Here is a 12,751-nt window from a genome sequence, read left to right as displayed (position 1 = left end):
TGTTATTCTTCCTTCCTGGTTTTCATTTTATATTTATTTGTTTTTCTTAATAAGCTCTAATTCAATCGGAATAGATTTGTCCACTTTTTTACCTTGCGTGATCTCTTTTGCTGTTTGCATCGCCTTCTCTCCGATTAATTCCGGTTTTTGAGCAACTGTTGCAGCCATACGCCCATCTTTAACCGCCTTTACAGCATCTTCTGTTGCATCAAATCCAACAACGACTACATCTGTTTTTCCAGCAGACTTCAATGCTTCAAGTGCACCTAATGCCATCTCGTCGTTATGGGCAAACACGGCTTTAATATCACCATTTGCTTGCAAAATGTTTTCCATGACAGATAATCCTTTCGCTCTATCAAAATCAGCTGCTTGTTTTGCAACTACTTTTAAAGACTTATCGGCTACGTTATGGAATCCTTTCCCACGTTCACGAGCGGCAGAGGATCCAGGGATTCCTTCTAACTCAGCAACGTTTGCTCCTTCGCCGACTAATTCACGAATGTAATCACTAGCCATTTGACCACCTTCGATGTTATTAGAGGCAATGTGAGAAACAACCTTACCTGAATTTGCAACGCGGTCTACTGTAATAACAGGAACGTTCGCTGCATTTGCAGCACTTACCGCTGAAGCAACAGCATCTGAATCGGTCGGGTTAATAACAACTACATCGACACCTTTTTGAATTAAATCTTCAACATCGTTCGTTTGCTTTGCTGCATCATTTTGTGCATCAACAGCAATCAATTCAATGCCGCTTTCTTTCGCTTTCTTTTCTGCTCCTTTTTTCAAAGTCACAAAAAATGGATTGTTTAAAGTTGAAACAGAGAATCCAACTTTAATAGTTTTATTTCGACCTTTATCGCTAGAATCCTTTGCCCATTCTGGCGGTTCCATTGAACAACCAGCAGTAATGACCATAATACATGCAACGAGTATAAGTAACCATTTCTTCATGAACTGTCCCTCCATTACGCTTCTTTTCTGCGATCAATTAATACAGCTAGTAAGATTACAAGTCCTTTTACAACTTGTTGGAAGAAAGAAGATACACCTAATAAATTTAAACCGTTATTTAGTACACCGATAATAAGTACACCGATGAATGTACCAACAATCCATCCTCTTCCCCCAGAAAGACTTGTTCCACCTAATACAACTGCTGCAATTGCATCTAATTCGTAAGAAGTACCTGCAGTCGGCTGTGCAGAATCTAATCGTGATGTTAAGACAATACCTGCAAGCGCTGCCAAAATTCCGGAAAGACCGTAAATCATTACTTTAATTCTCGTAACATTAATACCTGATAGTGCTGCTGCTTCTTCATTTCCACCAATTGCAAATGTACGGCGACCAAATGTCGTTTTCTTCAAAATGAAGTACAGTACTGCAAAAGCGATCATCATTGTAACAGCTGGTACCGGAATACCAAGAAAATAACCGCGGCCAAACATTTGGAACATTAAATGATCACCAAGGCCAGTGATCGGACGTCCGTCCATATAAACAAGCGTCAACCCGCGAAAAATAGTCATTGTTGCTAAAGTTGCAATAAATGGAGCTACTTTTCCTTTCGCAATGATGATACCGTTTACAATTCCCATTACAAGACCTGCCAATAATCCAACTGCCATTGCAAGAAACGGATCCATGCCACCTGCCATCATTCCAGCAACAAGTGCACTTGATAATGCTAAAATAGAACCTACCGATAAGTCAATACCCCCTGTTAAAATTACAAAGGTCATTCCGAATGCAATAAGCGCATTAATCGATACTTGGCGCAGTATATTAAATAAATTTGGAATTTCAATAAATGCTGGATTTAAAGCCGTAATTACGACGATAATTAGTGCTAAACCAATTAAAGAACCGAGTTGCTGTAATACATTCCCCTTCTTAGCCATCCTTATTCTCCCCCTGTAGCTAGTGCCATAATAGACTCTTGTGATGCCTCATCTTTCCCTAAAATGCCGCCGACTTTTCCTTCATGAATAACAAGAACTCGATCACTCATCCCTAAAACTTCCGGAAGCTCAGATGATACCATAATAACGGCATCGCCTTGCTCTGTAAGCTTATTCATAATAGAGTAAATTTCTTTTTTCGCTCCAACATCAACACCTCTTGTTGGCTCATCTAAAATGAGTAATTGCGGATGAATGCCTAGCCATTTTGCGATTACAATCTTTTGCTGATTTCCACCAGAAAGAGATTTCACTGCCTGCTCTCCGCTAGATGCTTTCACATTAAGTAGCTTCATCATGTCCTCTGTAAACTGTTGTTCTAGCTCGTTGCTTAGAACACTTCCCTTTGAAAGACTTTCTAAATTCGGTAAAGCTAAATTTTCTCGAATTGAGAAATCTAACACTAATCCTTCAGACTTTCTATCTTCTGTAATGAAAGCAATTCTTTGTCTAATTGCATCTATTGGACTATCAATCTTTACTTCTTGTCCATTTATAAAAATTTGTCCAGAGTCTAAAGGTTCATAACCAAATATCGCTTTCATAATATCCGTGCGACCAGCCCCCATCAAACCAGCTACACCAAGGATTTCACCTTTCCTCACTTGAAACGAAATCTTTTCAAACTTCCCTTTCTTCGTTCCATTGCGCATTTCAAAAATAACATCGCCAATTTGACTATTTCGTTCTGGGTAACGTTCACCAATGCTCCGCCCCACCATCATACTAACTACTTCATCAAACGATGTTTCCGGAATTAATCTCTTTCCCACGTATTCCCCATCACGTAAAATCGTAATGGCATCGCATATTGAAAAAATTTCTTCCATTCGGTGTGAGATATAAACGAACGAAACACCTTCTTTGCGTAATTTATTAATAACAGTAAACAACGTTTCAATTTCACGATCTGTTAATGCAGCTGTAGGCTCATCCATAATAATAACGCTCGCGTTTGTCATTAGAGCTTTCGCAATTTCGATAATTTGTTGTTGTCCAACTGATAACTCTCCTGCCAACATGGCACCTTTTACATGTAACCCTAACTCCGCTAGTTGCTGCTGCGCAATCGCATTCATTTGACGCGTACGTAAAATACCTGTCTTCCCATACATTAACTCTTTACCGAGAAACATATTTTCAGCTACTGTTAAATTCGATAATATATTCAATTCCTGATGTATAAATGCAATACCGTACTCTTCTGCTTCTTTCGCATTTTTAAAAATTCGTTCTTGTCCATCAATCGTGATTGTTCCACCATCTTTTTTGTATACACCTGTTAAAATCTTCATGAGCGTTGATTTACCCGCTCCATTTTCCCCCATCAATGCATGAACTTCTCCTGTTTCAATCATAAACTGTGCATTCTTCAAAACAGGATTGCCATTGAACGCTTTTGAAATATTTTTCATTTCAATATGCATTCTCATCACTTCCCTTTATTAAAAAATCACGCCTGCATGTAAAATTACATTGGCATATGGCGTAGCCTCGCCTGTACGAATAATCGCCTTCGCTTTCTTTGTATGCTCTTTAAATTGTTCATGAGATACATATTCAAATGCTGGCTCTATTAATTTCAGCTCAATCTCTTTATTTACTTCCGCATTATTGTTAATGACTTCTTCTGCTAACGTCACTTTTTCAATTGCCATATCATCAGCTACCACTTGCAATACATCTAAAAAGCTAGGTTTTCCAATCTCAACAGCTAAATCAATTCGTTTTACTCCGTCAGGGATCGGTAACCCGCAGTCTGCAATTACAATCGTATCTGTATGCCCGAGTGAAGCAAGGACTGCTGCAATCTCACTGTTTAATACACCGTGCTTTTTCATCCGACAATCACCTGCACTTCACGTACTTTATCTCTCGTTGGCATACCGCCTTGTGCTCCAAGCTTCGTTACAGAAAGACCACCAGCAATATTTGCAAAACGAATTGCTTTTTGAAGTGTTTCTCCTTCAGAAAGAGCAACTGCTAGTGCACCATTAAATGTATCACCAGCTCCAGTCGTATCTACTACATCAACAGCAATGCTAGGAACATGTACAATCTCCGTGCCATTATGGAAACGTACACCGTTAGAACCTTCTGTCATCAATAGTTTGTTTGGATATTTAGCCAATAACTCTTCAATTGGTGATGTGAAATCATCTAAGACGATGCGACACTCATGTTCATTTGGCGTAATATAAGTTGCCTTTTCTAAAATATCTTCTGATAACACTTGTGCTGGCGCTGGATTTAACATAACCGGGATTTTGTGTTCCTCACAAATAGCCAATACATATTTTACTGTTTCAAGTGGAATCTCAAGTTGAAGAACAACCATATCTGCTTTTGTAAGAAGATCTTTTGAACGCTCTACAACCGGCTCACTTACAAGAGCATTCGCCCCTTGCACGACAACAATACTGTTATCCTCTTCTGCTAAAACGATATGAGCAATTCCTGTCACCGCATCTGTAACCGGTACCACATAGTCGATAAAAACGCGCTCGCTCTCTAAATTTTTTCTAACTACCGTTCCATAATTATCGTTTCCTACCGCACCAATCATCGCTACATTTGCGCCTAATCTAGCTGCAGCAACCGCTTGGTTAGCTCCTTTCCCTCCTGGAATTGTATGAAATGCTTCACCAATTACTGTTTCCCCTGCTTTCGGACGTTTTTTTGAAACGGCCACTAAGTCCATTGAAATACTACCTACTACTGCAATATTTGGCATCTATTTCATCTCCTTACTTCGTTGTATTTCGTTCTATAATTTCAATCGGTAAACGATAGTGTTTCTCTTCTAATACGTTTCCTTCCATCTGCTCTAACAGCAGTTCTGTTGCAATTTTCCCCATTTCATAAATTGGCTGTGCAACAGTTGTAATAGATGGATACATCATCTCTGTTAAAGAAATTCCATCAAATCCGATAATTTGTAAATCATCCGGAATAGAAATTCCCTTTTGAAGTGCAGCCTTTACAATACCTATTGCAATTAAATCATTCCCAGCAACAATTCCATCTATATGTGGGTACTCTTCTAATAATTCCACCGCTACACGCTCACTATTAGCTGGATCAAATGTACTCTCTGCAATCATATAAGAAAGATTATTTTGCGTAATAACGTCTACAAAGCCTTCAAAACGTTCATTTGCTGTACTCACATCACGTGGTCCACGTATGTGCGCAATATGTTTGCAACCTTTGTCTAATAACAACCTTGTCGCTGCCTGACTTCCCGCATAGTTATCTGCATACACAGCGGGTATCCGCTCATTAAACATACGGTCAATCGCAACGACCGGTACTGACAAATTCATGTAATTAACACTATTTTGTGGATTTGTTGCTACAATAAATCCATCCACATTATTTTGCCTAAGTACATCAATATATTGCTTTTCTTTCTCTAAACTTTCATCAGAGTTACAAAGTACAACTGTGTACCCTTGCTTATGCGCTACATCTTCTACGGCACGTGCAACTTCTGGAAAGAATGGATTCACGATATTTGGAACAACTAAGCCAATTAAACGAGATTTTTTATTATACAGTGAACGCGCTACTGTACTAGGTTTATAATCTAACATCTCAATTGCTCGTTCTACTTTTTTTAATGTATCTTCATGAACGTATCCATTTTTATTTAATACTCTGGAAACGGTCGCAACAGATACTCCCGCTAATTTTGCAACGTCTTTAATCGTACTCATTCTTTTCCCTCTCCATTTCATGTAACCGTTTACAGAAAATAATATAACGTATTTCTAGAAATACGTCAATCATTTCTCACGAAAAAGCTTTTAAGGTTATACTCAAAAAAAGCACCGCCATAAGGCGATGCTTTTTCATTACGAATATGATACAGTTTGTTCTTTTTCTTCTACAGTAGGCTCTTTAGCGCCTTTTTTACGATCTGATAGTTTAATCTTCTGTAAGAAAATCGTAAAGATGGCCCCCACTACAATGAATACTAATCCTGTTAAGAATACAGTATGAAGTGAGTCTACTAAAGAGTTTTTCAAAATTGGTATAATGCTGTTAGCGAATGCTTCTGGCATTTGCTTTAATGCCTCTGGACTAAATAACATCGAATATAAACCTTGTGGATCTGTATGAATCATATCTTTAAATTTTGTTACCATTTGTCCCGCTTCTTTCGGGAATGTATCTAATACAGGTACTAAATTCTTTGTTAATGTTGTACCTGAAGTATTATTCATGATTGATCCTAGAATTGTAATACCAAATGTTCCACCGATTTGACGGAAAAACTGACTTGATGATGTTACGACACCAAGATCTTTTTTCGGGAAGCTTTCTTGTAACGCTAATGTTAATGTTGGCATTACGAGACCCATTCCTAAACCGATAACCATCATATAAGAAGTAGCAGTTAGTTTAGTTGTGTGCATATCCATCGTTGTTAATAACCAGAATCCTCCAGCCATTATAAGCATTCCTGTAATAATTTGTGGTTTTACACCAACTTTTAATACAAGTTGCCCGCCGATAATACTCATTACAATCATTGTAATCATCATTGGCGTCATAATTGTACCTGATTCGGCAGCACTTACTCCTACAATTCCTTGCATGAAGAACGGTACGAACATAATAGCACCGAACATTCCGATACTCATAAAGAATCCAATCGCATTTAGTAATGTAAATGTGCGATTTTTAAAGAAATGCATCGGTAAAATTGGTTCTTCTGCTTTCGTTTCAACGATAACAAAGCTAACGATACCAATTACAGCTAATGCAAATAACCCGATAATTTGCCAAGAATCCCATGGGTAATCTTTTCCACCAAACGTTAATGCAAGTAATAAACTTACAACACCGAGAATCATCGTAAAGATTCCAGCGATATCAATTTTAATTGGTCCCGTTTGTTTATGTGATTTTAATCCCATTGCAATAAAGATTGTCGCTAAAATACCAACTGGTAAGTTAATGTAGAATACCCATCTCCAGTTCACTGCGTCTACAATCCAACCACCAACTTGTGGTCCAATTACAGAAGCAAGACCGTACAACGCGCCAAAAATACCTTGCCATTTCGCACGTTCTTTTCCCGTGAACATATCTCCGATAATAATCATAGCCATTGGCATCATAATACCGCCACCAAGACCTTGAATACCACGGAAAATAATTAATTCTGTCATACCATTTGCCATACCACATAACGCCGAACCAACCATAAAAATAACTAGTCCTGTTATATATACGTTACGACGGCCAAGTAAATCCGCTAATTTACCTGCAATTGGTACAACTGTCGTTGATGTTAACATATAAGCTGTTGTTAACCACGTCATTAAGCTTAATCCGCCTAGTTCACCGACGATACGCGGCATTGCTGTACCAACGATTGTTCCATCTAATGCAGCAAATAGCATCGCGATTATTAAACCGATTAACAACAACTTTCTATTTATATTTTCTTGTTGCTCCATGTAATCTCCTCAATTCCTCTTAGTTATTCTCTTTTTTCTCTTGTGTCCCGCAAATAATTGTTTCTAACTTCTCAAAGAGACGTAACAAATCTTCTCTTTCCTGTAATTCTAAATGTGAGAAATATTTTGCAATGTGCTCATTACGAGCGGTCATTGCCTCTTCTACCCTAGTTTTCCCCTTTTTTGTTAACTCAATGACGACAACACGACGGTCATCTTTATCGTGATAGCGCTCTACAAGCTCCTGGTCAATTAGGCGATCAATCATCACTGTAATTGCACTAGGCTTTACATACATCTTTTTTGCTAATTTTGTTGCCCTTGAAGCTCCATAATGATCTAAAATCTTTAAAATATAAAACTGCGGTGGTGTAAGTCCTGTTGCTTGCATTTGTTCTAATAACTCTGTCTGCATTTTCTTTCCAATCGAAAAGGCAAGAGCTTGAATTTTATCGATGTGCGTCATATCATTTGGCATGTTATCCACCTCTTATTTAAACAATAAAATATTTAACGTATTTAAATATTAATCCCACGAACAAAATCCGTCAATAGTTTTTATTTATAAAAACGTTTACATTTTTGTCACAAAGTTGTATAATTTTCGACGAAGTTAATATTGACAGTCACGGAGAATCGGAGTATACGGCTATGAATCATAAAAAAGGAAACTTTTTTATATTTCATGGCCTTTTTATATTCTCTGTCTTAAAACGCTTCGAATTAATTAGGGGAGGATTTTCATTTTATGTTTTTCACACAATTATTTAAACCTGCGCCCCACGCGGAACGCTTACCAGCTGATCGCGTTGATAGCGAATACCGTAAATTACGTTTACAAGTATTCTTAGGTATCTTCATCGGTTATGCAGGCTACTACTTTGTTCGAAAAAACTTTTCACTAGCAATGCCATACTTAATCGAACAAGGCTTTAGTAAAGGGGAACTTGGGGTTATCCTTTCAGCAGTTTCTATTGCTTACGGATTAAGTAAATTTCTTATGGGTATCGTATCCGATCGTTGTAATCCTCGCTACTTTTTAGCAGCTGGTCTATTTTTATCAGGTATCATTAATATTATTTTCGGCTCATTTTCTTTCATTACAACGAGCATTATACTTATGTTTGTACTTCAGTTTTTAAATGGATGGGTACAAGGTATGGGCTGGCCTCCTTGTGGGCGTACGATGGTTCACTGGTTCTCTATTAGCGAACGTGGTACAAAAATGTCTATTTGGAACGTCGCTCATAATGTCGGCGGCGCGCTTATGCCTTCTCTTGTAACATTAGGCTTATACTTCTTCGCAGATGACTGGAAAAGTATTTTTTACTTCCCAGGTATTCTTTCAATTTTAGTTGGTATTTATGTATTAATTACAATGAAAGATACACCTCAATCTTGTGGACTACCTTCTATTGAAGAGCATACTGGAGAATATCCACCAGATGAGAAAATAAAAGATCGCGAACGCGAACTTTCGGCAAAGGAAATTTTATTTAAATACGTACTAAACAATAAATTTTTGTGGTACATCGCTATTGCGAACGTTTTCGTATATTTCGTACGTTACGGTGTTGTAGACTGGGCTCCTACTTATTTAGTAGAAGAAAAAAGCTTTACTCATAGTAGCTCACGTACTGCTTACGCTCTATATGAATGGGCTGGTATTCCAGGTACACTTCTTTGCGGATGGATGAGTGATAAACTATTTAAAGGACGCCGCGCACCTGCTGGTATTTTATTTATGGTTGGTGTATTTATCGCAGTTCTTGTTTACTGGTTAAATCCTCCTGGTAATCCAATGGTTGATAGTATCGCACTTGTCGCGATTGGATTTTTAATTTACGGACCGGTTATGTTAATTGGTCTACACGCTCTTGACTTAGCACCAAAGAAAGCTGCTGGAACTGCAGCAGGCTTAACTGGATTCTTTGGTTACTTAGGCGGAGCTGCTTTCGCTAGTGCCGCTATGGGCTTTATCGTAGATGCATTTGGATGGGATGGCGGATTCATCTTATTACTTGCATCTTGCGTACTTGCAATGTTCTTCCTTGCTCTTACTTTAAATACAGGGTCAGTAAAACAAAAGCAAGCTTAAGCACTAATATTATTCTTATCAAAAAAAGAGAGACTGTTCTTTCGAGAACACCTCTCTTTTTTCTACATATAAATCTTTTTTCTTACAAAAGATTTATCTTCCTCTCATTATATGTTAGCGTTTTCAAATAACTTCAATCCTTTATATAACAGCATTCAATCTCTGTATAAAAAGATTTTTGAATATTTTTTCAACTTATGCTTGTCAAACATTGTCAATTTATATTAAAATAACAACAACATACAAAATATTTAGTCTTTTCAGAAAGATGGAGGGATAGCCATGAAGAACCCACTTCTTCGCATTGAAAACTTACAGACTTCCTTTCGCATACAAGATCAATATCATGCAGCAGTTGATAACGTTTCGTTAACTGTCCATGAGAATGAAATTGTCGCGATAGTTGGTGAATCTGGTTGCGGAAAAAGTGCACTTGCCCTTTCTATTATGCGACTGCATAATGAAGCAAATACAAAATTACAAGGGCAACTTTACTATAGAGATAAGGATTTACTAACTATGTCGACCGCAGAAATGAATAAAGTACGCGGATCAAACATCGGCATGATTTTCCAAGAACCTCTTACAGCACTCGATCCTCTGATGACAGTTGGAAAACAAATCGAAGAAAACTTAGACTACCACACAAGCCTTTCAAAAGTTGAAAAGAAAGAACGCACCTTAGAACTACTTCATCAAGTTGGTATTCCAAAACCAGAACTTACATATAAACAATACCCACACGAATTATCTGGCGGAATGAGACAAAGAATTGTTATCGCAATTGCAATTGCTTGTAACCCAGCACTCATTATTGCTGATGAGCCAACAACGGCTCTTGACGTAACCATCCAAGCACAAATTTTAGACTTACTAAAATCTATTCAAGAACAAACGAAAATGGGCATCATTTTAATTACTCATGATTTAAGTGTTGTCGCAGAAACAGCCGATCGTATCGTCGTTATGTACGCTGGACAAGTTGTAGAAACAGGAAAAGTTGAAGAAATTTTTAACAACCCTCTTCACCCATATACTCGTTCTCTATTAAACTCCATTCCATCTGCGTATGCTGAAAAAGAAAAATTGCATGTAATTCAAGGGGTGGTTCCTTCGTTAGCGAAACTTCCTCGCACAGGTTGCCGTTTCCAAGCTCGAATTCCATGGATTAGACCTGATCAGCACGAGGAAAATCCAATTTTACATGAAGTAAAACCAGACCATTGGGTACGTTGTACTTGCTACAAGCATTTCAACTTCCAAGATAAGAAAGGAGATGACGTAACTCATGGCACTGCTTAAAGTAGAAGATTTAAAAGTACATTTCCCAATTAAAGGTGGTTTTTTCGGCCGCACATTAGATTACGTGCGTGCTGTTGATGGTGTCAGTTTTGAATTACAACCAGGTGAAACATACGGGATCGTTGGTGAATCAGGAAGTGGCAAATCCACAACGGGTAAAGCAATTATGCATTTAACGAAAGCAACAGATGGTAGCATTCATTTTAATAATAGAGATTTAACAAAGTTAAGTCGCTCTGAGTTACGTGAACAACGAAAAGATATTCAAATGATTTTCCAAGACCCATATTCATCATTAAATCCGAAGAAACGTGTTCTCGACATTATTGCTGAGCCTCTTCGAAATTTTGAGAAGCTCTCACCTGATGAAGAACGTAGAGCAGTTCAAGAATATCTTGATAAAGTTGGTCTAAATCCAGAGTCAATTTATAAATATCCACATGAATTTTCCGGTGGGCAAAGGCAACGGATTGGTATTGCACGCGCTCTTACATTAAAACCAAAGCTTATTATTGCTGATGAGCCAGTATCTGCACTTGACGTGTCTGTACAGGCACAAGTATTAAACTTCTTGCAAGATTTACAAGCTGAGCTCGGACTAACATACTTATTCATTAGTCATGATTTAGGTGTAATTCGTCATATGTGTGACCGTATCGGTGTTATGTACCGCGGGCGCATTGTCGAAGAAGCAACTAGTACAGAAATTTATAATAATCCGCAACATATTTATACGAAGCGCCTAATATCAGCAATTCCTGATATTCGTCCTGAAAACAGAGAACAACAACGTAAGCTCCGTCAACAAGTAAGCTCTGAGTATGAGAAATCATACGAAAATTATTTCAATGAAAACGGTCGGGCTTATGACTTAAAAGCAATCTCGCCAACGCACCGGGTGGCATTACCATAAGGGAGTGATAAAACATGTGGAAGTTTATATTACGGAGATTTTTAGTGATGATCCCGCAATTATTCGTGTTAAGTATACTTGTCTTTCTACTAGCTAAAGCAATGCCAGGCGATGCCTTAACCGGCAGAGCAGTAAATAATCCGAAAGCAGATCCAAAAGTCATTGAAGAGCAACGCGAAAAATTAGGTTTAAATGATCCCGTTACAACACAATATGTTCGCTGGGTTAAAAATGCTGTGCAAGGTGACTTCGGTATTTCCTATGCACATAAAATGAAAGTAACTGATTTAATTGGTGAACGCCTTGGAAATACAATTTGGTTAGCAATTCTTGTCCTTGTTCTTACTTACGTGATTGCAATTCCACTCGGTGTCATAAGTGGACGTTGGACTGATACATGGGCAGATCGGCTCATTACACTCTATAACTATTTAGGACTTGCTACACCACTATTTATATTTGCATTAATCATGCTCTTCCTATTTGGATTCAAACTTGCAATATTCCCAACCGGTGGTAGCGTAGATCCTCAAGTTGCAACAGGTACATTCGCTTACTATTTAAGTAAATTGAATCACATGATATTACCAGCCTTATCTGGTGCATTAATTGCAACAGTGGGTACAATCCAATATTTACGAAGTGAAATTATCGATACGAAACATAAAGATTTTGTACGCACAGTAAAAGCAAAAGGTGTTCCAGAATCAAAGGTTTATTCTAGACATATTTTACGTAATTCATTCTTACCAATCGCAGCGTTCTTAGGATACGAGATTACAAGCGTGGTTGCAGGATCAATTTTTCTAGAAAGCATCTTTAGTTATCCTGGTATTGGTCAATTATTTATGCAATCTATTTCTCAACGTGATTTTAGTGTCGTAACTGCACTTGTTTTATTTACTGGATTCGCAACGCTACTCGGGACTCTTCTTTCCGATATTATTCTAAGCATCGTTGATCCACGTATTCGTATTGATTAATGGAGGTGAAGAAA

General features: G+C 37.9%; 12 protein-coding genes. 4 read left to right on the top strand and 8 right to left on the bottom strand.

Going from position 1 to position 12,751, the window contains the following annotated elements; genetic code table 11:
• Nucleotides 1-33: 33 nt before the first annotated feature.
• From rbsB to ATN06_RS03435, 8 genes are all read right to left on the bottom strand, one after another.
• Entirely contained in the window at nt 34-960 is a 927-nt protein-coding gene (gene rbsB, locus ATN06_RS03470) for a ribose ABC transporter substrate-binding protein RbsB (protein ID WP_060629555.1), read from the bottom strand.
• Nucleotides 961-974: 14 nt separating this feature from the next.
• The gene (locus ATN06_RS03465; protein WP_060629554.1) at nt 975-1,910 is read right to left on the bottom strand and encodes an ABC transporter permease subunit; all 936 of its coding nucleotides are present in this window, start codon (nt 1,908-1,910) and stop codon (nt 975-977) included.
• Nucleotides 1,911-1,912: 2 nt separating this feature from the next.
• Nucleotides 1,913-3,397, bottom strand: coding sequence for a ribose ABC transporter ATP-binding protein RbsA (gene rbsA, locus ATN06_RS03460; RefSeq protein ID WP_060629553.1), 1,485 nt, complete (start codon nt 3,395-3,397; stop codon nt 1,913-1,915).
• A gap of 18 nt (nt 3,398-3,415) precedes the next feature.
• Complete coding sequence (rbsD, locus tag ATN06_RS03455; protein WP_000716141.1) at nt 3,416-3,811, bottom strand: D-ribose pyranase; 396 nt, start codon at nt 3,809-3,811, stop codon at nt 3,416-3,418.
• A complete protein-coding gene (gene rbsK / locus ATN06_RS03450) occupies nt 3,808-4,704 on the bottom strand; it encodes a ribokinase (protein ID WP_060629552.1) in 897 nt (298 codons plus the stop codon). Before rbsK ends, rbsD begins: the two co-directional genes overlap by 4 nt.
• A gap of 13 nt (nt 4,705-4,717) precedes the next feature.
• On the bottom strand, nt 4,718-5,689 hold the full coding sequence (gene rbsR, locus ATN06_RS03445; protein ID WP_060629551.1) for a ribose operon transcriptional repressor RbsR: 972 nt from the start codon (nt 5,687-5,689) through the stop codon (nt 4,718-4,720).
• Between the two features lie 138 nt (nt 5,690-5,827).
• Nucleotides 5,828-7,441: an MDR family MFS transporter gene (locus ATN06_RS03440; RefSeq protein ID WP_060629550.1), complete on the bottom strand. Its 1,614-nt coding sequence runs from the start codon at nt 7,439-7,441 to the stop codon at nt 5,828-5,830.
• Nucleotides 7,442-7,460: 19 nt separating this feature from the next.
• Complete coding sequence (locus tag ATN06_RS03435) at nt 7,461-7,919, bottom strand: MarR family winged helix-turn-helix transcriptional regulator (RefSeq protein WP_060629549.1); 459 nt, start codon at nt 7,917-7,919, stop codon at nt 7,461-7,463.
• 270 nt (nt 7,920-8,189) lie between these two features.
• Between ATN06_RS03435 and glpT the strand changes: the two genes are divergently transcribed.
• From glpT to opp4B, 4 genes are all read left to right on the top strand, one after another.
• Nucleotides 8,190-9,539 carry a glycerol-3-phosphate transporter gene (glpT, locus tag ATN06_RS03430; protein WP_060629548.1) on the top strand — a complete coding sequence of 450 codons (1,350 nt, stop codon included), beginning with the start codon at nt 8,190-8,192 and terminating at the stop codon, nt 9,537-9,539.
• A gap of 282 nt (nt 9,540-9,821) precedes the next feature.
• Nucleotides 9,822-10,841, top strand: coding sequence for an ABC transporter ATP-binding protein (locus tag ATN06_RS03425; RefSeq protein ID WP_060629547.1), 1,020 nt, complete (start codon nt 9,822-9,824; stop codon nt 10,839-10,841).
• Nucleotides 10,828-11,754 (top strand): ABC transporter ATP-binding protein, encoded by a 927-nt coding sequence (locus ATN06_RS03420; protein WP_060629546.1) that lies wholly within the window; start codon nt 10,828-10,830, stop codon nt 11,752-11,754. The genes ATN06_RS03425 and ATN06_RS03420 overlap by 14 nt, the downstream gene beginning before the upstream one ends.
• Nucleotides 11,755-11,768: 14 nt before the next feature.
• The gene (gene opp4B / locus ATN06_RS03415) at nt 11,769-12,737 is read left to right on the top strand and encodes an oligopeptide ABC transporter permease (RefSeq protein ID WP_060629545.1); all 969 of its coding nucleotides are present in this window, start codon (nt 11,769-11,771) and stop codon (nt 12,735-12,737) included.
• The last annotated feature ends 14 nt before the right edge of the window (nt 12,738-12,751 follow it).

The organism is Bacillus thuringiensis (assembly GCF_001455345.1).
GTDB lineage: Bacteria > Bacillota > Bacilli > Bacillales > Bacillaceae_G > Bacillus_A > Bacillus_A thuringiensis_N.
The sequence above is the reverse complement of the archived record's forward strand: the minus strand, read 5'-3'. Positions and strand labels throughout refer to the sequence as shown.

What these genes read in the sequence shown, in the direction of transcription:
- rbsB (WP_060629555.1), bottom strand. Translation starts at nt 960, where the DNA reads ATGAAGAAATGGTTACTTATACTCGTTGCATGTATTATGGTCATTACT.
- ATN06_RS03465 (WP_060629554.1), bottom strand. Translation starts at nt 1,910, where the DNA reads ATGGCTAAGAAGGGGAATGTATTACAGCAACTCGGTTCTTTAATTGGT.
- rbsA (WP_060629553.1), bottom strand. Translation starts at nt 3,397, where the DNA reads ATGCATATTGAAATGAAAAATATTTCAAAAGCGTTCAATGGCAATCCT.
- rbsD (WP_000716141.1), bottom strand. Translation starts at nt 3,811, where the DNA reads ATGAAAAAGCACGGTGTATTAAACAGTGAGATTGCAGCAGTCCTTGCT.
- rbsK (WP_060629552.1), bottom strand. Translation starts at nt 4,704, where the DNA reads ATGCCAAATATTGCAGTAGTAGGTAGTATTTCAATGGACTTAGTGGCC.
- rbsR (WP_060629551.1), bottom strand. Translation starts at nt 5,689, where the DNA reads ATGAGTACGATTAAAGACGTTGCAAAATTAGCGGGAGTATCTGTTGCG.
- ATN06_RS03440 (WP_060629550.1), bottom strand. Translation starts at nt 7,441, where the DNA reads ATGGAGCAACAAGAAAATATAAATAGAAAGTTGTTGTTAATCGGTTTA.
- ATN06_RS03435 (WP_060629549.1), bottom strand. Translation starts at nt 7,919, where the DNA reads ATGCCAAATGATATGACGCACATCGATAAAATTCAAGCTCTTGCCTTT.
- glpT (WP_060629548.1), top strand. Translation starts at nt 8,190, where the DNA reads ATGTTTTTCACACAATTATTTAAACCTGCGCCCCACGCGGAACGCTTA.
- ATN06_RS03425 (WP_060629547.1), top strand. Translation starts at nt 9,822, where the DNA reads ATGAAGAACCCACTTCTTCGCATTGAAAACTTACAGACTTCCTTTCGC.
- ATN06_RS03420 (WP_060629546.1), top strand. Translation starts at nt 10,828, where the DNA reads ATGGCACTGCTTAAAGTAGAAGATTTAAAAGTACATTTCCCAATTAAA.
- opp4B (WP_060629545.1), top strand. Translation starts at nt 11,769, where the DNA reads ATGTGGAAGTTTATATTACGGAGATTTTTAGTGATGATCCCGCAATTA.